General features: G+C 53.8%; 19 protein-coding genes and 7 tRNA genes. 6 read left to right on the top strand and 20 right to left on the bottom strand.

The window, feature by feature from the left end; all coding sequences use genetic code 11:
* Nucleotide 1 precedes the first annotated feature (1 nt).
* The 3 genes from holA to leuS are packed head-to-tail and all read right to left on the bottom strand — an operon-like array spanning nucleotide 2 to nucleotide 4,220.
* Nucleotides 2–1,033 carry a DNA polymerase III subunit delta gene (gene holA, locus J4645_RS01990; RefSeq protein WP_000620491.1) on the bottom strand — a complete coding sequence of 344 codons (1,032 nt, stop codon included), beginning with the start codon at nucleotides 1,031–1,033 and terminating at the stop codon, nucleotides 2–4.
* The gene (lptE, locus tag J4645_RS01995; protein ID WP_001269950.1) at nucleotides 1,033–1,623 is read right to left on the bottom strand and encodes an LPS assembly lipoprotein LptE; all 591 of its coding nucleotides are present in this window, start codon (nucleotides 1,621–1,623) and stop codon (nucleotides 1,033–1,035) included. Before lptE ends, holA begins: the two co-directional genes overlap by 1 nt.
* A 14-nt stretch (nucleotides 1,624–1,637) precedes the next feature.
* Nucleotides 1,638–4,220 carry a leucine--tRNA ligase gene (leuS, locus tag J4645_RS02000; protein WP_023215218.1) on the bottom strand — a complete coding sequence of 861 codons (2,583 nt, stop codon included), beginning with the start codon at nucleotides 4,218–4,220 and terminating at the stop codon, nucleotides 1,638–1,640.
* A gap of 236 nt (nucleotides 4,221–4,456) precedes the next feature.
* Between leuS and J4645_RS02005 the strand changes: the two genes are divergently transcribed.
* The 5 genes from J4645_RS02005 (at nucleotide 4,457) to J4645_RS02025 (ending at nucleotide 9,552) form a co-directional block, all read left to right on the top strand.
* A complete protein-coding gene (locus tag J4645_RS02005; RefSeq protein WP_001574029.1) occupies nucleotides 4,457–4,798 on the top strand; it encodes a UxaA family hydrolase in 342 nt (113 codons plus the stop codon).
* A 16-nt stretch (nucleotides 4,799–4,814) separates the two neighbouring features.
* Complete coding sequence (locus J4645_RS02010) at nucleotides 4,815–5,987, top strand: UxaA family hydrolase (protein WP_001670689.1); 1,173 nt, start codon at nucleotides 4,815–4,817, stop codon at nucleotides 5,985–5,987.
* 49 nt (nucleotides 5,988–6,036) lie between these two features.
* Nucleotides 6,037–6,990: a 2-keto-3-deoxygluconate permease gene (locus J4645_RS02015; protein ID WP_000694477.1), complete on the top strand. Its 954-nt coding sequence runs from the start codon at nucleotides 6,037–6,039 to the stop codon at nucleotides 6,988–6,990.
* 67 nt (nucleotides 6,991–7,057) lie between these two features.
* Nucleotides 7,058–8,986 (top strand): sigma-54-dependent Fis family transcriptional regulator, encoded by a 1,929-nt coding sequence (locus J4645_RS02020; protein ID WP_023215219.1) that lies wholly within the window; start codon nucleotides 7,058–7,060, stop codon nucleotides 8,984–8,986.
* Between the two features lie 92 nt (nucleotides 8,987–9,078).
* On the top strand, nucleotides 9,079–9,552 hold the full coding sequence (locus J4645_RS02025) for a zinc ribbon-containing protein (RefSeq protein ID WP_001044886.1): 474 nt from the start codon (nucleotides 9,079–9,081) through the stop codon (nucleotides 9,550–9,552).
* Between the two features lie 85 nt (nucleotides 9,553–9,637).
* On the opposite strand, the gene rihA is transcribed toward J4645_RS02025, so the two are convergent.
* The 10 genes from rihA to miaB all read right to left on the bottom strand — a co-directional run bounded on the left by rihA (nucleotide 9,638) and on the right by miaB (nucleotide 19,991).
* Nucleotides 9,638–10,573, bottom strand: coding sequence for a pyrimidine-specific ribonucleoside hydrolase RihA (gene rihA / locus J4645_RS02030; protein WP_023213791.1), 936 nt, complete (start codon nucleotides 10,571–10,573; stop codon nucleotides 9,638–9,640).
* A 116-nt stretch (nucleotides 10,574–10,689) separates the two neighbouring features.
* Nucleotides 10,690–11,415, bottom strand: coding sequence for a glutamate/aspartate ABC transporter ATP-binding protein GltL (gltL, locus tag J4645_RS02035; protein ID WP_000631369.1), 726 nt, complete (start codon nucleotides 11,413–11,415; stop codon nucleotides 10,690–10,692).
* Nucleotides 11,415–12,089: a glutamate/aspartate ABC transporter permease GltK gene (gene gltK / locus J4645_RS02040; RefSeq protein ID WP_000272802.1), complete on the bottom strand. Its 675-nt coding sequence runs from the start codon at nucleotides 12,087–12,089 to the stop codon at nucleotides 11,415–11,417. Before gltK ends, gltL begins: the two co-directional genes overlap by 1 nt.
* Entirely contained in the window at nucleotides 12,089–12,829 is a 741-nt protein-coding gene (gene gltJ / locus J4645_RS02045) for a glutamate/aspartate ABC transporter permease GltJ (RefSeq protein WP_000020930.1), read from the bottom strand. Before gltJ ends, gltK begins: the two co-directional genes overlap by 1 nt.
* Nucleotides 12,830–12,988: 159 nt before the next feature.
* Nucleotides 12,989–13,897 (bottom strand): amino acid ABC transporter substrate-binding protein, encoded by a 909-nt coding sequence (locus J4645_RS02050; RefSeq protein WP_001518176.1) that lies wholly within the window; start codon nucleotides 13,895–13,897, stop codon nucleotides 12,989–12,991.
* A 354-nt stretch (nucleotides 13,898–14,251) separates the two neighbouring features.
* Nucleotides 14,252–15,790 carry an apolipoprotein N-acyltransferase gene (gene lnt, locus J4645_RS02055; RefSeq protein WP_023215220.1) on the bottom strand — a complete coding sequence of 513 codons (1,539 nt, stop codon included), beginning with the start codon at nucleotides 15,788–15,790 and terminating at the stop codon, nucleotides 14,252–14,254.
* A 19-nt stretch (nucleotides 15,791–15,809) separates the two neighbouring features.
* Nucleotides 15,810–16,688, bottom strand: coding sequence for a CNNM family magnesium/cobalt transport protein CorC (gene corC, locus J4645_RS02060; RefSeq protein WP_001278612.1), 879 nt, complete (start codon nucleotides 16,686–16,688; stop codon nucleotides 15,810–15,812).
* A gap of 157 nt (nucleotides 16,689–16,845) precedes the next feature.
* Nucleotides 16,846–17,319 (bottom strand): rRNA maturation RNase YbeY, encoded by a 474-nt coding sequence (gene ybeY / locus J4645_RS02065; protein ID WP_000084477.1) that lies wholly within the window; start codon nucleotides 17,317–17,319, stop codon nucleotides 16,846–16,848.
* On the bottom strand, nucleotides 17,316–18,362 hold the full coding sequence (locus J4645_RS02070; protein WP_001018045.1) for a PhoH family protein: 1,047 nt from the start codon (nucleotides 18,360–18,362) through the stop codon (nucleotides 17,316–17,318). Before J4645_RS02070 ends, ybeY begins: the two co-directional genes overlap by 4 nt.
* Before the next feature lie 204 nt (nucleotides 18,363–18,566).
* Nucleotides 18,567–19,991 (bottom strand): tRNA (N6-isopentenyl adenosine(37)-C2)-methylthiotransferase MiaB, encoded by a 1,425-nt coding sequence (gene miaB, locus J4645_RS02075; protein ID WP_001519200.1) that lies wholly within the window; start codon nucleotides 19,989–19,991, stop codon nucleotides 18,567–18,569.
* A 143-nt stretch (nucleotides 19,992–20,134) separates the two neighbouring features.
* On the opposite strand from miaB, the gene ubiF reads away from it, so the two are divergent.
* Nucleotides 20,135–21,310 carry a 3-demethoxyubiquinol 3-hydroxylase gene (gene ubiF / locus J4645_RS02080; protein WP_000184627.1) on the top strand — a complete coding sequence of 392 codons (1,176 nt, stop codon included), beginning with the start codon at nucleotides 20,135–20,137 and terminating at the stop codon, nucleotides 21,308–21,310.
* A gap of 132 nt (nucleotides 21,311–21,442) precedes the next feature.
* Here the strand turns inward: ubiF and J4645_RS02085 are convergent.
* The 7 genes from J4645_RS02085 to J4645_RS02115 form a co-directional block, all read right to left on the bottom strand.
* Nucleotides 21,443–21,517 (bottom strand) — tRNA-Gln (locus J4645_RS02085).
* 43 nt (nucleotides 21,518–21,560) lie between these two features.
* A tRNA-Gln gene (locus J4645_RS02090) sits at nucleotides 21,561–21,635 on the bottom strand.
* A gap of 46 nt (nucleotides 21,636–21,681) precedes the next feature.
* Nucleotides 21,682–21,758: transfer RNA gene (locus J4645_RS02095), tRNA-Met, on the bottom strand.
* 15 nt (nucleotides 21,759–21,773) lie between these two features.
* Nucleotides 21,774–21,848: transfer RNA gene (locus J4645_RS02100), tRNA-Gln, on the bottom strand.
* 35 nt (nucleotides 21,849–21,883) lie between these two features.
* A tRNA-Gln gene (locus J4645_RS02105) sits at nucleotides 21,884–21,958 on the bottom strand.
* 23 nt (nucleotides 21,959–21,981) lie between these two features.
* Nucleotides 21,982–22,066 (bottom strand) — tRNA-Leu (locus J4645_RS02110).
* An 8-nt stretch (nucleotides 22,067–22,074) separates the two neighbouring features.
* Nucleotides 22,075–22,151 (bottom strand) — tRNA-Met (locus J4645_RS02115).
* Nucleotides 22,152–22,170: the final 19 nt, after the last annotated feature.

Genomic DNA, 22,170 nt, shown 5'->3' on the forward strand with positions numbered 1-22,170 from the left:
ATCACCCATCAATAAATACGTCTGCCAGCGCCTTATGGCAGAGCAGGAGCGACAGCCCTTCAAGATCTGCCCATACTGACTGACCATAATCCTGTTTGAGCGTAATTTCTGTACGCGTCAGTAACTGCACGGCCTGGCGAAGCTGTGCAGGATGGAGACGCTGCAACGCGTCGCCGATCATGGGGCGACGGTTTTGCCAGACCCGGTGTTTATCAAACAGCGCGCGTAACGGCGTATGCGCGGACTGACGTTTGAGATTTACCAGCAGCAGCAGCTCTCGCTGGAGGGTTCGCAGCAGAATGACCGGCTCGCTGCCTTCAAGGCGTAGCTGTTGCAGAATATGCAGCGCGCGTTTGCTTTTCCCCATCAGTAACGCATCCACCCAGTGGAAAGGGGTAAAGTGGGCGGCGTCATTGACGGCCTGCTCCACGCGAGGAAGCGTTAACTTACCGTCAGGCCAAAGCAGCGACAGCCGTTCCAGCGCCTGCGCCAGCGCCAACAGATTGCCCTCATAGCAATAGCACAGCAGTTGGTTCGCGGCGTCATCCAGTTGCAAATTCTGTGCTTTCGCTCTGGCGGCCACCCAGCGGGGAAGCTGCGCCTGCTCCGGCGTCTGACAACTGACCTGAACGCTACGGTCTGCCAGCGCGGTATACCAGGCGGCGTTTTCCTGCGCTTTGGTGAGCTTGTTTCCGCGTACTATTAATAACAGGTCGTCATGCAGCAGCTCGCTCAGCGTGGCGAGTTGCTCATTCATTGCCGCGTTAGGCCCGTTTTCCGGCAGTTGCAGCACCAGCGTTTGACGACTGGCGAACAGACTCATCGCCTGGCAGAGTGAGAAAAGCGATCCCCAGTCGGTACTGGGATCGAGAGTAAAAGCGTGGTGCTCTTCGAAGCCTTGCGACGCAGCCGCCAGACGAATAGCGTCCTGACTTTCCTGCAGCAGCAGCGGATCGTTGCCCAATAATAAATATGCCGCACGCAGCCCTTCGTTGAGCTGCGCGCGGAGTTGTTCAGGATACAACCTGATCATTAGTTACTCAGCGTAGTGGAGACGCGTGCTGGCGTAGAGGCGGGCGCCGCCGTCTCATTGTCGGCGGTAGCCTCCTCTTTCGTCGCCTGAATATCCGCCGCGCGGACGCTGGTCAGCTTACGAATCAGCTGTTCAGCGGCTTTGTCGTACATCTCCTGAACGATCATGGCCTGCTCGTTATCCTTCGCCAACGCCATCTGCGGGTTATCGAAGAACGAACGGTACACTTTCGTGCTGATAGGATAGATGTCATGGCCCGGAATCAATACCGAGGCATTGACGGTCATTACCATCTGATATTCCGCCGTCTGGCCATCCTGGAACACTGACGCCGTATCCTGCGAAATAGTCACCGTTCCAAGCCGCAGAGACGGAACGTCTTTGCGCGTTGTGTCTTTATCAAGCAGGTTTACGTTATTCAGCCGTAACTGATTACGTACCGCACGGCTTAGCGGACCGTTCGGATCGCCTGAATCGAGGATCATCGTTTTCATTGAAGCCGGAACCTGCGTAGTGCTACGCAGATGCCAGCCGCATCCGGCGGTGACCAGCACCGCCAGAGATAACAACAGTGTTACCAGATATCGCACGCTTCCTCCCGCGCTTAGCCAACAACCAGATTGAGGAGTTTACCCGGAACGTAAATCACTTTACGCACGGTAACGCCATCAAGATATTTTGCCACCAGATGTTCCTGGCCTGCACGTTCACGCACCTGTTCTTCGGTGGCATCCACCGCAACGGTGATCTTACCGCGAACTTTACCGTTAACCTGCACGACAACCAGCGTGGTGTCTTCCACCATTGCCTGCTCGTCGGCAACCGGCCACGGCGCGTTGTCGATATCGCCTTCGCCGCCCAGTTCCTGCCACAAGGTAAAGCAGACGTGCGGGGTGAACGGGTTAAGCATACGTACGACGGCCTGCAGCGCTTCCTGAAGCAGTGCGCGGTCTTGTTCGCCTTCCTGCGGGGCTTTCGCCAGTTTGTTCATCAACTCCATGATCGCCGCAATGGCGGTGTTGAACGTCTGACGGCGGCCGATATCATCGGTCACTTTGGCAATGGTTTTATGCACATCGCGACGCAGCGCTTTTTGATCTTCGCTCAGCGCATCGACGTTCAGCGCCGCGACAGGACCTTTAGCGGTGTGTTCGTAAACCAGCTTCCAGACGCGTTTAATAAAGCGGTTTGCGCCTTCTACGCCGGACTCCTGCCATTCCAGAGTCATATCCGCCGGAGAAGCGAACATCATAAACAGGCGTACCGTGTCCGCGCCATAACGTTCAACCATTACCTGCGGATCGATACCGTTATTTTTCGACTTGGACATTTTACTCATGCCAGTGTAGACCAGCTCATGACCCGCTGCGTCTTTTGCTTTTACGATGCGGCCTTTTTCGTCGCGCTCGACGATAGCGTCAACTGGCGAAACCCAGTTACGCTCGCCGTTCTCGCCGACATAATAGAACGCATCCGCCAGCACCATGCCCTGGCACAGCAACTGTTTAGCCGGCTCGTCAGAGGTGACCATGCCCGCATCGCGCATCAGCTTATGGAAGAAGCGGAAGTAGAGCAGGTGCATGATGGCATGTTCAATACCGCCGATGTAGATATCGACCGGCAGCCAGTAGTTTGCCGCTTTCGAATCCAGCATTCCTTCCTGATACTGCGGGCAGGTGTAACGCGCGTAGTACCATGACGATTCCATAAAGGTGTCGAAGGTGTCGGTTTCACGCAGCGCCGGCATACCGTTAACGGTGGTTTTCGCCCACTCAGGATCGGCCTTGATCGGGCTGGTGATGCCGTCCATGACGACGTCTTCCGGCAAAATAACCGGCAGTTGATCTTCCGGCGTCGGCAGCACGGTGCCGTCTTCCAGGGTGACCATTGGGATCGGCGCGCCCCAGTAACGCTGACGGGAAACGCCCCAGTCACGCAGACGATAGTTCACTTTACGTTCGCCGACGCCTTTTTCCGCCAGTTTATCGGCAATTGCGTTAAACGCCGCTTCAAAGGCCAGACCGTCGAACTCACCGGAGTTAAACAGCACGCCTTTTTCGGTCAGCGCCTGTTCGGAAAGATCCGGCTCGGAACCGTCAGCGGCCAGAATCACCGGCTTGATGGTCAAACCGTATTTGGAGGCAAATTCGTAGTCGCGCTGATCGTGACCCGGAACGGCCATCACCGCGCCAGTGCCGTACTCCATCAGGACAAAGTTTGCCGCCCAGACCGGGATCTCTTCGCCAGTTAACGGATGAATCGCTTTAAAGCCGGTGTCGACGCCTTTTTTCTCCATGGTCGCCATTTCGGCTTCGGCCACTTTGGTGTTACGGCATTCGTCGATGAACGCCGCCAGCTCGGCGTTGTTCGCCGCCGCTTTTTGCGCCAGCGGATGACCGGCGGCCACCGCCAGGTAAGTGGCGCCCATAAAGGTATCCGGACGGGTGGTATAGACGGTCAGGGTGTTATCGTAACCCTTCACATCGAAGGTGATTTCCACGCCTTCAGAGCGGCCAATCCAGTTGCGCTGCATCGTTTTTACGGTATCAGGCCAGTGGTCCAGCTTATCCAGATCGCGCAACAGCTCGTCTGCGTAAGCGGTGATTTTGATAAACCACTGTGGGATCTCTTTACGCTCAACTTTGGTGTCGCAGCGCCAGCAGCAGCCGTCGATCACCTGTTCGTTGGCGAGAACGGTCTGATCGTTCGGGCACCAGTTAACGGCAGAAGTCTTCTTGTACACCAGGCCTTTTTTATACAGCTCGGTGAAGAACTTCTGTTCCCAACGGTAGTATTCCGGGGTGCAGGTCGCGATTTCACGGCTCCAGTCATAGCCAAAACCCAGCGTTTTGAGCTGGTTTTTCATGTACGCGATGTTGTCGTACGTCCACGGCGCCGGCGCGGTGTTGTTCTTCACCGCCGCGCCTTCCGCCGGCAGGCCGAAGGCGTCCCAGCCGATTGGCTGCAGCACGTTTTTGCCCAGCATACGCTGGTAGCGGGCAACCACGTCGCCGATGGTGTAGTTACGTACGTGGCCCATGTGTAGTCGGCCAGAAGGATAGGGAAGCATCGACAGGCAGTAATACTTCTCTTTGCTCTCGTCTTCGGTCACTTCAAATGTGCGCTTCTCATCCCAGTGAAGCTGTACTTTGGATTCTATCTCTTCCGGGCGGTATTGCTCTTGCATGGCAGCCAGTAGTCCTGTTTTCGATACAGCTACAAATGTAGCTTTAGAGGTGGTGTTTAGATCCGCATAGCATAGCCCAAACACGCACGTCAAAACAGGGGGTAGAACATTTGTCGCGCCAGGCGTTCATGAGGAGGTGACGCAAAATGCGACACGACTGAGGCAAATTACCGCAGTTCCTGTCACCGCCAGATCGGCCCATAAAAATAAAGTCATATAAACCATGCAGTTAAAAAATGGCACGCCTTTTGATTAGGGAAGACAGGACTAAAGCAAAGGAGTTAATCGTGAAAAAAAATGCAGTGGTGATTCACCCTCAGGATTGCGTCGCGACGGCTATTACGGCGCTCAAGGCCGGCGAAACCGCCACAATGTTCATTGGCGAACGCGAGATAAGCGTTGTGTTACATCAGGATGTGCCATTTGGCCACAAATTCGCCATCTGCGATGTGCCTTTTCATGGCGAAGTTTATAAATATGGCGAATCCATTGGCCGCGCCACTCAGGAAATAAAAAGTGGCGACTATGTGCACGTCCACAATGTGGAAAGCGAACGCGGACGTGGTGACTGGAAATAATATAAAACAAGGGAAAATGATTATGAGCAATGAGACTTTTTTGGGTTTCCGCCGCCCTGACGGCCGTTTTGGCATCCGTAATTATGTACTGATTTTACCTACCAGCGTTTGTGCGAATAAAGTCGCCCAGGATATTGCCCGGCAGGTAAAAGGCGCGACATGGGTGAATAACGATTTTGGCTGCTGCCAGGTGGCAGGCGATGCGCGTCTGACGGAAAAAACATTGATTAATGTGGCGAATAATCCCAACGTCGGCGCTATTGTGGTTGTGGGCTTAGGCTGTGAAGGCGCGGAGCCGCTACGCATCGCAGAGGAGATTACCGCATTTGGCAAACCGACCTCCTGCATTACCATTCAGGAAGAGGGCGGCACGCTTAAATGTCAGGCCAGGGGGATTTCGCTGGCCCGCGACTATGCGCAACAACTCTCCATGCAAAAACCGCAGCAAGCACCGGTTAGCGAGCTGCTGCTGGCGATGGAGTGCGGCGGGTCAGATACGACATCGGGGCTGGCGTCTAACCCTTCCTGCGGGGTCGCCTCGGATAAGCTGATACGCTGCGGCGGAAGCTCAATTCTTTCTGAAACGACGGAATTTATTGGCGCCGAGCATGTGATGGCGAAACGTGCGGTGACGCCGGAGGTTGGTCAACAGCTCATTGATTTAGTGGTCGGCTGCGAGGCGCGAGCAAAAGCGCTGGGCGAGGATATTCGCGGGGGACAGCCGACGCCGGGCAATATTAAAGGCGGGTTGACTACCATTGAAGAAAAATCGTTAGGCTGTATGCATAAAGCGGGTCATGCGCCGCTACAGGGTGTACTGGAATATGCCGATAGCCCAACGCATCCGGGCCTGTGGATTATGGATACCCCGGGGCAGGATATTGAATCTATTTCCGGCATGGTGGCGGGTGGAGCGCAGATCGTTATTTTTACTACCGGTCGCGGAACGCCTGCCGGTAACCCAATAGCGCCGGTAATAAAAATTACGGGTAATAAAGCAACGTGGGAAATGATGCAGGACAATATTGATATTGATGTGTCCGCCATTATGTCTGGCGAGGCTTCTATTACGCAAATGGGCGAGGAAATTTATCAGGAAATTTTACGCGTCGCGAATGGGAAAACGACTAAATCAGAAGATTTAGGTCATAACGAATTCTCTATTTATAAGATCGCGCCGACGTTCTGATACCAAATCGGGCAGCACCAGCTGTCCGGTTATCTCCTGGGAATAAGCTATGAAAATTAAAAAAACACTGGAACGTTTTCCTGGTGGTATGATGGTTGTACCGCTAATCATCGGCGCATTGTTTAAAACTTTTGCGCCGGAGGCGCTGGAAATAGGCGGTTTTGTCACCTCTATTTCGCATGGCGCAATGGCGATTTTAGGCATGTTTTTAGTCTGTATGGGCGCGGATATCCAGTTTAAAGCCGCGCCGAAAGCGCTGAAAAAAGGCGCTGCGATCACCTTTGCGAAATTTGCCAGCGGCGTGATTATTGGCATTCTGGTCGGAAAATTTTGCGGCCCGGATGGGTTATTAGGTCTGTCGGCTTTAGCGATTATTTCGGCGATGACCAACTCGAACAGTGGGTTATATGCCGCGTTGGTGGGGGAGTACGGCGATGAAACCGACGGCGGCGCGATTGCGGTAATATCGTTGAACGATGGTCCCTTTTTCACCATGCTGGCGTTAGGGTCGGCAGGCATGGTGTCGATACCCTTTATGAATCTGGTGGCGGTTATTATTCCCATTATCATTGGCATGATTTTGGGTAATCTGGATGAGGACATGCGCAAGTTTCTTAAACAGGGCAGCGTGGTAACGATTCCCTTTTTTGCCTTTGGGTTAGGATACGGTATTGATTTCGCAAGACTTATCACGGCAGGTTCTTCAGGCATTTTACTGGGACTCATGACGGTGGCGATTGGCGGATTTTTTAATATTTTCGCCGATCGTCTGACGGGAGGCAGCGGCGTGGCAGGTGCGGCGGTATCCACTACCTCTGGCAACGCCGTCGCGACGCCAGCGGCAATCGCGCTGCTCGATCCGCATTTTACCGACCTGGCGTCGACGGCGGCGGCGCAGGTGGCGGCCTCGACGATTATTACCGCTCTGTGCGCCCCCTTCCTGACCGTATGGATAAAAAAACGCTACGATCGTAAACTGAACCCAGCCGCCGCAGGCGGTTAGCGTTTCGGCGGAAAATAAATCACGGCGGGCGGTCTCGCCCGTTCATAAACCAACAGGATGGTGAGTGATGAATAAGACGAAAGATATAGCCGCATCTCCTCTCTGTTTTGTCTCTCCTTACCCTCAACTGGCAAAGGCTGCCGAGGCGCTGGTCGCGCGGTTGGATTACGCCGTCACTATTCATCAAACGACGCTTAATCGTATCCTGGATGAGCTACCTTTATTAGAGTCCCGTGGGCACCAGGTACTGATTAGTCGTGGCGGCTGTGCGGAAATATTAAAAAAGCACAGTAAATTACCGGTAGTCGAAATTAAAATGTCCGGCTACGACATTCTTGATGCGCTTATCCCTTTTAAAGGACAAAAAGGCACTGTCGGTATTGTCGGCTTTTCCAGTGTGATCAAAGGATGCGCGCGCGTAGCGGAACAGTTAAATATTAACTATAAAATTTTTACCTTACAGGGAAATGATAAAGAAACGATTTCTTGCCTGAAGCAACAATTAGCGTCCACGCCATTAGATTGCATTGTTGGCGATACCGTTTGTCAGGATTATTTTTCACCGCTGGGCTCGCAATTCCGTTTACTTGATTCCAGCCCCGCCTCAATAACCGAAGCTCTGGAAGAAGCCCGCTCATTATATCTGGCTTTTCGCAGCCAATTACTGGAGCGCCATCATCTGCAGCTGATTCTCGATCAGTTTGATAAAGCTGTTATCACGCTTGATGATACCGGCGCGTTACTGCATTACAATAAATATGCGAGCCAACTTTTTAAAATTAACGCCTCCGGTGAAATTTATGACGCATCTTTCCTGAAACAGGTATTGCACCAGGAGCGGCATACATTACGTGAGGGAAAAACCGTCAGCGCGAAAGTCGTCGATACGCCGCAAGGCGCGATGGTGGTTAATCTGTATCCGGTATTTGCGGCCAGACAGTTAAGCCGGGTGGTGTTGACGATGCAAACCGTCTCCAGTTTACAGGGGGCGGAACATCATGTTCGCCGCCAGGAACTGTCTCGCCGCGGCTTGAGCGCCCGCTATCATTTCGACGATCTGCTTACCGAAAATCCGGAAATGCTGCGTCGTTTGGCGATCATTAAAAATTATGCCGGTACGGACGCGACTATCTTAATTAATGGCGAAAGCGGGACGGGAAAAGAGGTGCTGGCGCAAAGTATTCATAATGCCAGCCAACGCGTCAACGGCCCGTTCGTCGCCATTAACTGCGGCGCGATGGCCCCTCAGATTCTGGAGAGCGAACTCTTTGGCTATGTCGCCGGCGCATTTACCGGCGCGTCGCCGAAAGGCAAAATAGGCCTGTTTGAATTAGCGCACCACGGTACCATTTTTCTGGATGAGATTAGCGAGCTGGATAAACCGCTACAGACGCGCTTATTACGGGTATTGCAGGAGCGGCAGATTATGCGGCTGGGCTCAGACCAGATGATACCTGTTGATATTCGCGTGATTGCAGCGACCAATCAGACATTAACGAAGCTCATTGCGGACGGGACATTTCGCGAAGATCTTTACTATCGGCTTAACGTATTAAAAGTGACCACCATCCCGCTACGCAAACGTCCGGAGGATATCAAAGCCATCGGCCTGTCGCTGCTTACCAGTTTCAGCCAGCATTATAAACGCCCGGCACTAACGTTAACCCCGGCGCTGTGGCAAGAGCTTCAGCGCTTCGCCTGGCCCGGAAACGTCAGGCAGTTAAGCAATATTATCGAACGGCTGGTGCTCTCTATTGATCACTCCCCGGCAACGCTGGATGAGGGTCGCCTCTTGCTGGACGATCTGGAAGAGGGGAGCCGACGCGAGCCAAGTACCTGCCACGACTGCCAGATGTTGGCTGGCGATTATAAAACGATTCGCCTGCGTATTTTGAGAAAATTATTAGAGGCGGAAAGGGATAATAAATCGTTAGTGGCGAAACGATTAAATGTCGATCGTACCTCGCTGACGCGCTGGATACGTGAGTCGGCCTGACAAGAATTTACAGACTCTGTGGGCAGCCTTGCAAAGCGTAACGCAAATAACGTCTATTATTATAGACAGTTAACGATCCAAGAGGTGAAGTGATGAACAAGGTTGCTCAATATTACCGTGAACTGGTGGCCTCATTAAGCGAGCGTTTACGCAATGGCGAGCGCGACATTGATGCGCTGGTGGAGCAGGCGCGCCAGCGCGTGATGCAAACAGGGGAGTTAACGCGAACCGAGGTGGACGAACTGACGCGCGCTGTCAGACGCGATCTGGAAGAGTTCGCCATGAGCTACGAAGAGAGCCAGGAAGATAGCGTCTTCTTGCGGGTGATTAAAGAGAGTCTCTGGCAGGAACTGGCGGACATTACCGACAAAACCCAGCTGGAATGGCGCGAGGTGTTTCAGGATTTGAATCACCACGGCGTGTATCACAGTGGCGAAGTGGTGGGATTGGGGAATCTGGTGTGCGAGAAGTGTCATTATCACCTGGCGGTTTATACGCCGGATGTGCTGCCGCGCTGCCCGAAGTGTGGGCACGACCAGTTTCAGAGAAGACCGTTTGAGCCGTGAGAGGAAGAGCGCCGGTGCGTCTTATCCGGCCTACCAAAAATCGTTCACGTAGGCCGGATATGGCGAAGCTGCCATCCGGCAAATATTACGCGTAAAACTTCAGCCGTTCCGCCAGCAAATCGACAAATCCCTGGCGGTCTACATCGACCATCACCGTTGCATTCGGCTTATTCCCCGTCAGGAAATAATAATCCACCACCGTCATCCCCTGGGTGTATTTCCCCTGAGTTTCCACGCCAACCCAACGCTCAACGGTGGTGAAAATCTCCGGTTTCAGCAGCCAGGCGATGGTGCATGGGTCATGCAGCGGCGCGCCGACAAATCCCCATTTTTCGTCTTTGTGGTACTCCATAAAGAAGTCCAGCAGTTCGGCGACGATGGTGGAAATCGGGTTGCCAATAGCGCGAAAGCGTTCGATATCGGCGGCGTGAATCTGTGCCTTATGCGTGACGTCCAGCCCGGTCATCACCACCGGAATGCCTGACTGGAAGACAATTTCGGCGGCCTCCGGGTCGACGTAAATATTAAATTCCGCAGCAGGCGTCCAGTTACCCAGCGCCATCGCGCCGCCCATGATCACAATGCGGGCGATTTTCGTATGCAGTTCAGGATGGCTATTCAGCAGCAGCGCCACGTTGGTCTGTGGGCCAGTGGAGACGATGGTGACTGGCTGTGAGCTCTCGCGCAGTGTTTTTGCCATCAGCTCAACGGCAGTGCAGCTTTGCGGGGCGAATGACGGTTCGGGCAGCGCCGGGCCGTCAAGACCGCTTTCGCCGTGAACGTTATCGGCGATAATCAGTTCGCGCATGAGAGGTTTCACCGCGCCGCCCGCCACCGGAATATCCGGGCGTTTGAGCAGTGTCAGCATCCGCAGCACGTTGCGCAGGGTCTTCTCCGGCGTCTGGTTGCCGGCGGAAGAAGTGATCGCTTTCACTTCCAGTTCAGGGGAGGCGAGGGCGAGAACGAGGGCGATCGCGTCATCATGACCCGGATCGCAATCAATAATAATGGGCAGTGCCATTGTGGCTCCTTGTAAGCGGTACTTTGTGACAAGGTTAACGCCCGGCTGGATACGTTTCGAGAAGCGAAGCGGTAAAGCGTGAGATAGCGCGCACTCTGACGTGCGCGCCGGGAAGATTAGTGCAGGATTTTCGCAAGGAAGTCTTTTGCGCGATCGGAACTGGGGTTAGCGAAGAACTCCTCTTTTGGCGAATCTTCGACGATTTTACCTTCATCCATAAAGATCACCCGGTTAGCCACTTTACGGGCAAAGCCCATTTCGTGCGTCACCACCATCATGGTCATCCCTTCGTTCGCCAGTTCGACCATCACGTCCAGTACCTCGTTGATCATTTCCGGATCGAGTGCGGAAGTCGGTTCATCGAATAACATGGCAATGGGGTCCATACATAGCGCACGGGCGATGGCGACACGCTGCTGCTGACCGCCGGAAAGCTGCGCCGGGAACTTGTTGGCATGTGCAGACAGACCAACGCGCTCCAGCAGCTTCAGGCCTTTATCGCGGGCGGCGGCTTTATCGCGTTTCAGCACTTTCACCTGCGCCAGCGTCAGGTTTTCGATGATCGACAGGTGGGGGAATAGCTCGAAGTGCTGGAATACCATGCCCACGCGGGAACGCAGTTTCGCCAGATCGGTTTTTTTGTCGTTCACAATAATGCCGTTAACGGTAATTTCGCCTTTTTGCACCGGTTCCAGACCGTTGACGGTCTTAATTAGCGTGGATTTACCGGAACCCGATGGCCCGCAGACTACCACCACTTCACCTTTTTTCACTTCTGTTGAACAATCGGTCAGCACCTGAAAGTGACCATACCATTTTGAAACATTTTTCAGGGTAATCATTAAACTGTCCTTTTCTTCAAATAGCTGACCAGCAACGACGCGCTCAGGCTGATAACAAAATAAACGGCGCCGGCGAACAGAATCATTTCGACCTGAGTACCGTCACGCTCGCCGATAGTCGACGCGGTGCGGAAGAAGTCCGCCAGGCTGAGTACATAAACTAAAGAGGTGTCCTGAAATAGCACGATGCCCTGTGTAAGCAACAGCGGTACCATCGCCCGAAACGCCTGCGGCAGAATAATGAGCTTCATCGATTGCCAGTGGGTCATCCCCAGCGCCAGCGCGGCGCTGGACTGCCCGCGGGAAATACTTTGAATACCGGCGCGAATAATCTCGGAATAGTAGGCCGCTTCAAACATGGAGAATGCCACCATCGCGGAGATCAGGCGGATATCGGTTTTCGGCGATAGTCCCAGCACGTTTTGCAAAAAGCCGGGGACAATCAGATAGAACCACAGCAAGACCATGACCAACGGGATGGAACGGAAAACGTTAACATACGCTTTAGCAAACCAGGCGATAGGGGTAAAGCTTGAGAGGCGCATGACGGCCAGAATGGTTCCCCAGACTATCCCCACGACAACGGCGGTGACGGTGATCTTCAGCGTGATGACCAACCCGGCCAGCAGGTAAGGCAGTGAGGGGATAATCGAACTCCAGTCAAATTCGTACATTATTTGCTCCCCACGTTGCCCGGCAGGCGGACTTTGCGTTCAACCAGGCTCATGACCAGCATGATAACGGCGTTAATCAGCACATAGGCCAGCGTAATGGCGGTGAAGGATTCCCAGGCGTGCGCCGAGTAATCCAACAGTTTGCCTGCCTGCGCCGCCATATCCACCAGACCGATGGTTGAGGCAATAGCCGAGTTTTTCACCAGGTTCATCATCTCTGACGTCATTGGCGGCACGATAACGCGATAGGCATTCGGCAGCAGGACATAGCGATAAGCCTGCGGCAGCGTTAGCCCCATCGCCAGCGCCGCGTTCTTCTGCCCGCGAGGCAGAGACTGAATCGCGGCGCGCACCTGTTCGCAAACGCGGGCGGCGGTAAACAGTCCCAGACAGATCATTGAGGAGAGGAAAAACTGAATATTGGGATCGAGTTCCGCCTTAAACCACATGCCAAGATCTTCCGGCAACAGTTCAGGCACCACCAGGTACCAGGTGAAGAATTGCACGATCAGCGGCACGTTACGGAACAGTTCTACGTACAATGTGCCCAGTCCGGAGAGGAAACGGTTGGGAACGGTACGTAAAATGCCGAAAATAGATCCTACCAGGAAAGCGATAATCCAGGCGGTAATCGAAAGGGCTACGGTGACCTGAAAACCACTCCATAGCCAGCCGAGATAGGTGGTATTGCCGAAGGGGGCTTCCTGTAAAAAAATACCCCAGTTCCAGTCTATTGACATACATCTACTCCGAAAAAAAAGGGTAGCAGTGCTACCCTCGAAGATTGTTGCCCGGCGATTTGCGGTTTCAGGCCCGAGGGGGAACGACCATCAGGCTTATAGTCTGTCCGTGCTGAGCGACAATCGAGAGGACAGGAGTCCCGTCCCATTTAGTTTTAGTTAGTTAAGCGCTTTATCATTCGGTGCTTTGAACAGGGCTTTCATCTCGTCAGACAACTCAAAATTCATGTTCAGGTTTTTCGGTGGGATTGGATTTTTAAACCACTTATCAAACCACTTTTCCGCTTCGCCGGAGGTTTGCGCCTGGGCGATGGTATCGTCCATCAGCTTTTTAAACTCAGGGTCGTTTTTACGCAGCATACAGCCGTAGGCTTCCTGGGACTGCGGTTTACCGACAATCTCCCAGTTATCCGGTTTCTTGGCTTTGGCGCGCTCGCCGGCCAGCAGCGCGTCATCCATCATAAAGGCGACGGCGCGACCGCTTTCCAGGGTGCGGAACGAGTCTCCGTGGTCTTTCGCGCTAATAATACGCATCCCCATCTTTTGCTCTTCGTTAAGCTTATGCAGCAGAATTTCAGAGGTCGTCCCGGAGGTGACGACGACCGCTTTGCCTTTCAGATCCGGGAAATCTTTAATATCGCCGCCTTTTTTAGTCAGCAGTCGCGTCCCGACGACGAAAATCGTATCGGAGAAGGCGGCCTGTTTCTGGCGCTCAAGGTTGTTAGTCGTTGAACCACATTCAAAATCGAAGGTTCCGTTTTGCAACAGCGGAATACGGTTTTGCGAGGTGATCGGAATCAGCTTCACCTGCAGATCCGGCTTGTTAAGTTTCTTTTTTACCGCTTCCACAATGGCGTTGGAGTAGTCCTGGGAATAGCCGACCACTTTCTGCTGGTTGTCGTAATAAGAAAAGGGCACAGAAGATTCGCGATGCCCGACGACGATCACGCCATTTTTAGCGATCTTGTCCAGGGTGCTACCAGCGGCAGGCGCGCCATCTTCTGCGTGCGCAAGGCCCGCAGACAGTCCCATGACCAGCATTGCTGTGGTTAGCTTACGTAATTGCATATCCAACTCCTTTATCATCTGCGCCGTCGACGCATTGATAGCTATTGTGATGTTGTTATTGCCTGCAACTTGCGCGTGCAGTGTTATGTGTGTTTGTTAACATTTAGTGTGGCTTGTTGTAAATATTTTGCTGCGATATTGTTTATTTTTGCGAAGTGCGCCGCACCGTTCAGAGGCAAAAATCCTACATTGCACCGTTCAGGTGCTACCGATGATCGATTTTGGTGCGACCAGGTTGCACAAGCAGCCAGAACAGGTTTGCCATGTTTAACAAAGCAATAGACGTGCCAGAATGGGGGAAAAAGGAGGATTTTCAGGCCGGATAAATGAAGCGCTATCCGGCCTGGGGAGAGATTATTTCCGTCGTTGTCGCAGACTCATCACTACCGCGCCAAAAGCAAACAGCGCGGTCAGTACCCATAGCGGCCAGTTGCCGGTACGGGCATAGGGAGTTAACCCCGTGGTTGGCGTGACATTGGTGGTCAGTACCTGGCGTGTGAACTGCGGAATCATCGCCTGAACCTCGCCCTGAGGGCCAATCACCGCCGTAATACCGTTATTAGTACTGCGCAGCAACGGACGCGCCAGCTCCAGCGAACGCATCCGCGCCATCTGGAAATGTTGCCACGGGCCAATGGACTTACCAAACCAGGCGTCGTTAGAAATCGTCAGCAGATAGTCGGTGTCCGGGCGGAAGTTATCCCGCACCTGTTCGCCAAGAATAATTTCATAGCAGATTGCCGCCGTCAGCTTATAGTCGTGCGCATGTAACTGCGGCTGGATATAAGGGCCGCGGCTAAAGGAGGACATGGGCAGATCGAAGAACGGCGCCAGCGGACGCAGGATAGACTCCAGCGGAACGAACTCGCCAAAGGGCACAAGGTGATTTTTATTGTAGCGATTGGGCGAGTCATAACTGTATGGATTATCCTTGCCCAACGTAATAATCGTATTGTAGGTGTCGTATCGATTCTGTTTATTGAGACGCGCATCGACAATACCGGTGATCAGCGTGCTATTTTTTTCGCGTAACATCTCGTCCAGCGAACGAAGGAAAGGCTGCTGATTGATTTCGAGATCCGGAATCGCCGACTCAGGCCAGATAATAATCTGTGATTTGCCTAACTCTGGGCGAGTTTCGTTGAGATAAATTTTTAGCGTATTCAGTAGCTGGTTTTCGTCCCACTTCAGCGACTGCGGGATATCGCCCTGCACCAGCGATACCTGGGTCGCTTTGGCCGGTTCCAGCGTAAACCACTGGATATAACGTAGCGGAAAGGGCAAAGCAAACAGAATCACGGCGACAGCCAGCGGACGCCAGTTCCGTGTCGCCAGTGCCAGCGCTAACAGGCCGCTGACCATCATCAGCAGGAAGTTGATCGCTTCGACGCCCATTACCGGCGCCAGGCCTTTTAGCGGGCCATCGACCTGACTATAGCCAAATTGCAGCCAGGGGAAGCCGGTCAGCACCCAGCCGCGTAAAAATTCGGTGATTTGCCATACTGCAGGCGCGGCGATAGCGACGCGCAGCCAGTTGGTTTTTGGCCACAGGCGCGACAAAATCCCGGCAAACAGTCCGGTATACAGCGAGAGATAAGCTGCAAGCAGCACCACCAGAAAAACGTTAACCGGGCCCGGCATGCCGCCAAACTGCGCGATACTGACATAAACCCAGTTAATCCCGCTACCGAAAAGTCCGAGTCCCCAGCAATAGCCGATGGCGGCAGACTGGAGCGGGCGGCGATTAAACGTTAAGGCCTGCAGCCCGATAAGCGACACTATCGCTGCGGGCCAGACGTCATACGGAGAGAAAGCCAGTGTTCCGCAGGCGCCGAATAATAACGCCAGCAGCAGGCGAATACGCTGGCGTTCAATTAACGAGGCAAATGCCATTTTTAGTCCACTATTGCTGTTATTCGTCCAGTTTTGGCTGGGGCGAGTCATCCGGGATCCTGACATGCACCTGAATAATACGACGACTATCGGCCATCGCCACTTTGAACTGGTAACCATCAATGTCAATGGTTTCGCCGCGGGCCGGTAAATGGCCGAACGCCTGCATCACCAGCCCGCCGATGGTATCGACCTCTTCATCGCTGAAGTGGGTGCCGAAAGCGTCGTTGAAGTCTTCAATCGACGCCAGCGCACGAATCGTCCAGGTATGGCGGCTAAGCTGACGGAAGTCGATATCGTCTTCTTCGTCATACTCATCTTCAATTTCACCGACAATCAGTTCGAGGATGTCTTCGATAGTCACAAGGCCGGAAACGCCGCCAAACTCATCGATAACGATGGCCATATGGTAGCGCTGGGAGCGGAACTCCTTGAGCATACGGTCAACCCGTTTGCTTTCCGGTACGACAACCGCGGGGCGTAACACTTTGTCCATGCTGAAGGCTTCGGCATCGCTGCGCATAAACGGCAGCAAATCTTTGGCCATCAGAATCCCTTCAATGTGATCTTTATCTTCGCTGATCACCGGAAAACGCGAGTGGGCGGACTCGATGATAACATCGAGACATTCGTCCAGCGTCTGGTTGCGTTTCAGGGTAATCATCTGGGAGCGCGGGATCATAATATCGCGAACGCGCTGGTCGGCGATGTCCATTACGCCTTCGAGCATATCGCGCGTATCTTCATCGATAAGCTCGTTCTGCCCGGAATCACGGATCAGCGCCAGCAACTCATCACGGTTTTTAGGTTCCCCGTGGAAAAGCTGGCTGAGTAGCAGGGAAAAAAATCCCTTTTTACTGTTTACTGTGTCACTACTGTGTGAATTGTCGTCGCTCATGGCGTCGTATGGGTTCTCATGTTAGTTAATACAAAGCTCGTCATGCGTATACTCAGCTGTGACGGCATGTTTTGCCTGATGGCGCTACGCTTATCAGGCCTACAAAAGGCATGAATGTAGGCCGGATAAGGCGCAAGCGCCGCCATCCGGCAAGCTACTATTCTGCAATCTTCTCGGCAATGTACGGATCCTCATAGCCCATAGCAAGCATAATCTCCGTTTCGAGAGACTCCATCTCTTCCGCTTCGTCATCGTCGATATGATCGTAACCCAGCAAATGCAGGCTACCGTGCACGACCATGTGCGCCCAGTGCGCCTCCAGCGGCTTGCTCTGTTCCTGCGCTTCCTGCTCCACGACCTGACGGCAAATAATCAGATCGCCCAGTAGCGGCATTTCAATGCCGGGGGGCGCTTCAAACGGGAAGGAGAGAACATTAGTGGGTTTATCTTTCCCGCGGTACGTTAAATTAAGGTCGTGGCTTTCGGCCTCATCCACCAGACGGATTGTGACTTCCGCCTCTTCCTGAAACTGCGGAATAACGCCGTCCAGCCAGCGTTGAAACTGAGCTTCATCCGGAAGGCCCGCGTGGTTTTCACAGGCCAACTGTAAATCGAGGATCACCTGGCTCATTTCTGCTCCTGCTCCTGGGCTTCACGCTTACGCTCTGCCGCCAACGCCGCTTTGCGTTTTTGTTCTGCCTCTTCCCAGGCTTCATAGGCGTTAACAATGCGGGCAACGACCGGATGGCGCACCACGTCTTCGCTGTGGAAGAAGTTAAAGCTGATTTCATCGACTTCCGCCAGCACTTCAATAGCATGACGTAAGCCGGATTTGGTGTTGCGTGGCAGGTCAATTTGCGTCACGTCGCCGGTGATCACCGCTTTCGAGTTAAAGCCGATACGCGTCAGGAACATCTTCATCTGTTCGATAGTGGTGTTCTGGCTTTCATCCAGAATGATAAAGGCGTCGTTTAATGTGCGTCCGCGCATATAGGCCAGCGGCGCGACTTCAATCACATTGCGTTCAATCAGCTTCTCGACTTTTTCAAAGCCGAGCATTTCGAACAGCGCGTCATACAGCGGACGCAGGTACGGGTCCACTTTCTGACTTAAATCGCCTGGCAGGAAGCCCAGTTTTTCGCCCGCTTCCACCGCCGGACGGGTCAGCAGAATACGGCGAATCTCCTGGCGCTCAAGGGCGTCTACCGCAGCGGCGACCGCAAGATAAGTTTTACCGGTACCCGCCGGGCCGACGCCAAAGGTAATATCATGATCGAGAATATTGGCGATGTACTGCGCCTGGTTCGGGGTACGCGGTTTAATCACGCCGCGCTTGGTTTTGATATTAATCGCTTTGCCATAGTCAGGCACGCTTTCCGCGCTCTGTTCCAGCACCCGCGCTTCTTTGATCGCCAGATGAATTTGTTCCGGTTCGATATCCTGAGTCTGGCCGCGCATCGGTGCGGTATCGACATACAGACTTCGCAAAATATCTGTCGCCGCGGTCACGCAAATCGGACGACCGGTCAGTTTAAAGTGATTGTCACGGCGGTTGATTTCAATACCGAGACGACGTTCGAGCTGTTTAATATTGTCATCAAACGGCCCGCAAAGGCTCAACAGACGGGCGTTGTCTGCGGGCTCAAGGGTAATTTCGCGAGTGTCTATATTCAAACTGTTCCTCTTGTGTCTGTATCGCCGGACGCTGAACATTTACCGGCATCTAAGGAAATTATTCACGCCATAGGGAAAAGGCGCAAGCATTGCAATGAAGATGGGGATGGAGAGAGAAAATTGCAAGGCCCGTCGGGCGACAGGCCATGACCAGGAAGCCCGACAGGCGTAGCGCCATCGGGCATTATTGCCTTTCCAGCAGGATTAAGGCTGGTAGAATCCTACCCCCAGCTCATTTTCTTTACGGGTACGGGCAATGACGGACTCCGGCGTTTCGGCGACGCGCAGCCCCATTTCATCTTCGGTACGCACCACTTTTCCGCGCAGGGAGTTCGGATAGACGTCAGTAATTTCCACATCGACAAACTTACCAATCATCTCCGGCGTGCCTTCAAAGTTCACCACCCGATTGTTTTCGGTACGGCCAGACAGTTCCATAATGTTTTTACGTGACGTGCCTTCCACCAGAATGCGCTGTGTCGTGCCGAGCATACGGCGGCTCCATGCCATCGCCTGCTGATTGATACGCTCTTGCAGAATATACAGACGCTGCTTTTTCTCTTCTTCCGGTACGTCATCAACCATATCGGCAGCCGGCGTTCCCGGACGCGCAGAGAAGATAAAGCTGTAGCTCATATCAAAATTGACGTCGGCGATAAGCTTCATGGTTTTTTCGAAATCATCGGTAGTTTCGCCTGGGAAACCGACGATAAAGTCAGAGCTTATCTGAATGTCCGGCCGCGCCGCGCGCAGTTTACGGATGATTGCTTTATATTCCAGCGCAGTGTGGGTGCGCCCCATCAGATTCAACACGCGATCGGAACCGCTCTGTACCGGCAGATGCAGGAAACTGACCAGCTCCGGCGTATCGCGGTACACCTCGATAATATCGTCGGTGAACTCAATCGGATGGCTGGTGGTAAAGCGAATACGGTCAATGCCGTCGATGGCGGCAACCAGACGCAGCAGATCGGCAAAGGTGCCGGTGGTGCCGTCGTAGTTTTCTCCGCGCCAGGCGTTAACGTTCTGGCCCAGCAGGTTGACCTCACGCACGCCCTGCGCCGCTAACTGGGCGATTTCGAACAGGATATCGTCTGAGGGACGGCTGACTTCTTCACCGCGGGTATACGGTACCACGCAGTAAGTACAATATTTATTGCAGCCTTCCATGATAGAAACGAAAGCGGTCGGGCCTTCTGCGCGCGGTTCCGGCAAACGGTCGAACTTCTCGATTTCCGGGAAGCTGATATCGACCACCGGGCTGCGGTCGCCACGCACGGAGTTAATCATCTCCGGTAGGCGGTGTAAGGTTTGCGGGCCAAAAATAATGTCGACGTAATGGGCGCGTTGACGAATGTGCTCGCCTTCCTGGGAAGCCACGCAGCCGCCGACGCCGATAATCAGATCGGGATTTTTCTCTTTTAACAGTCTCCAGCGACCTAATTGATGGAAGACTTTTTCCTGAGCCTTCTCGCGGATTGAGCAGGTATTCAACAGCAGCACATCCGCCTCTTCCGCCACGTCGGTCAGTTGATAGCCGTGGGTGGCGTCCAGCAGATCGGCCATCTTCGATGAATCGTACTCGTTCATCTGACAGCCCCAGGTTTTAATATGGAGTTTTTTAGTCATCGACTTGCTCTTGCGAAATAGTGGCTGAAAAGCAGGGCGCATAGTGTAATGCTTTGGCGCGGTTGTGACCAGTATGACTGACGTCAGCCCTAATGGGTAAAAAATCCTGTAAACTTGTCTAAAACGTAACAGGATGAATGACCATGACAAATCAACCAACGGAAATTGCCATTGTCGGCGGGGGAATGGTCGGCGGCGCGCTGGCGCTGGGTCTGGCGCAGCAAGGATTTACGGTGATGGTAATAGAACATGCCGCGCCTGCGCCGTTTGTGGCTGACAGCCAGCCTGACGTGCGGATTTCGGCCATTAGCGCGGCATCCGTGGCGCTGCTCAAGGGGCTGGGCGTTTGGGAGGCGGTGCAGGGGATGCGTAGCCATCCTTATCGGCGACTGGAGACCTGGGAGTGGGAAAACGCCCATGTGGTGTTCGACGCCGCTGAACTCAAGCTGCCGCTGTTAGGCTATATGGTAGAGAACAACGTCCTGCAACAGGCGCTATGGCAGGCGCTGGAAGCGCACCCCGGCGTGACGCTGCGCGTTCCGGCTTCACTGGCGGCATTGCACCGCCGCCACGATGGTTATGCGCTGGAACTGGCCGACGGCGAATGGGTAACGCCGAAGTTAGTGATTGGCGCCGACGGCGCGAATTCGCAGGTTCGGCAAATGGCGGGAATTGGCATTCATGCCTGGCAATATGCGCAGTCGTGTATGCTTATCACCGTCAAGTGTGAAAATGCGCCAGGCGACAGCACCTGGCAGCAGTTTACGCCGACGGGGCCGCGCGCCTTTTTGCCGCTGTTCGACGATTGGGCGTCGCTGGTGTGGTATGACGCTCCGGCACGTATTCGCCAGCTACAGAGTTTATCGATGACGCAATTGCAGGTGGAAATTAACCAGCATTTTCCGGCGCGTCTGGGGGCGGTGATGCCGGTCGCGGCGGGCGCGTTTCCGCTAACCCGTCGTCACGCGTTGCAGTATGTACAACCGGGGCTGGCGCTGGTAGGCGACGCGGCGCATACCATTCATCCGCTGGCCGGGCAGGGCGTCAACCTGGGGTATCGGGATGTTGATGCGTTGATTGATGTGCTGGCGAGTGCCCGTAGCTATGGCGAGTCCTGGGCCAGCCATTCGGTGTTGAAACGCTATCAGACGCGGCGCATGGCAGATAATTTTATGATGCAAAGTGGAATGGATCTGTTTTATGCCGGGTTCAGCAATGAATTGCCGCCGCTGCGTATTTTACGCAATATGGGGCTGATGGCGGCGCAGCGCGCAGGCGTGCTAAAACGTCAGGCGCTGAAGTATGCGTTGGGGTTGTAGTTTGTGTTATGCCGGGTGGCGGTAATACCTTACCCGGCCTGTATTCGCCCGTAGGCCTAATAAGCGTAGCGCCATCAGGCAGTCCGAATTGCCAGAAAAGCAAAAAGCTCGCCGAAGCGAGCTTTTTAAAGGTGGCTGGGGTACGAGGATTCGAACCTCGGAATGCCGGAATCAGAATCCGGTGCCTTACCGCTTGGCGATACCCCAATTGTCGTACTTCTTGCGCTCATTAGCAGAGCGTCTTTAAAACTGGCTGGGGTACGAGGATTCGAACCTCGGAATGCCGGAATCAGAATCCGGTGCCTTACCGCTTGGCGATACCCCAACAAATTATTTTCGAACCGGTCGGATACCTCGACGCGTTCTGAATATGGTGGCTACGACGGGATTCGAACCTGTGACCCCATCATTATGAGTGATGTGCTCTAACCAACTGAGCTACGTAGCCAGATGATTTCTTCGATGGCTGGGGTACCTGGATTCGAACCAGGGAATGCCGGTATCAAAAACCGGTGCCTTACCGCTTGGCGATACCCCAATACCGTCGCGGTGAACCGCAAACTCGAAGAAATATGGCTGGGGTACCTGGATTCGAACCAGGGAATGCCGGTATCAAAAACCGGTGCCTTACCGCTTGGCGATACCCCATCCGTACAACGCTTATCGGTGAATGGTGCGGGAGGCGAGACTTGAACTCGCACACCTTGCGGCGCCAGAACCTAAATCTGGTGCGTCTACCAATTTCGCCACTCCCGCAAAAAAGATGGTGGCTACGACGGGATTCGAACCTGTGACCCCATCATTATGAGTGATGTGCTCTAACCAACTGAGCTACGTAGCCATCTTTTTTTTCGCGTTAC

Origin of the sequence: Salmonella sp. 32082101201600294FB01SM01 (assembly GCF_017572865.1) — a bacterium.
GTDB lineage: Bacteria > Pseudomonadota > Gammaproteobacteria > Enterobacterales > Enterobacteriaceae > Salmonella > Salmonella enterica.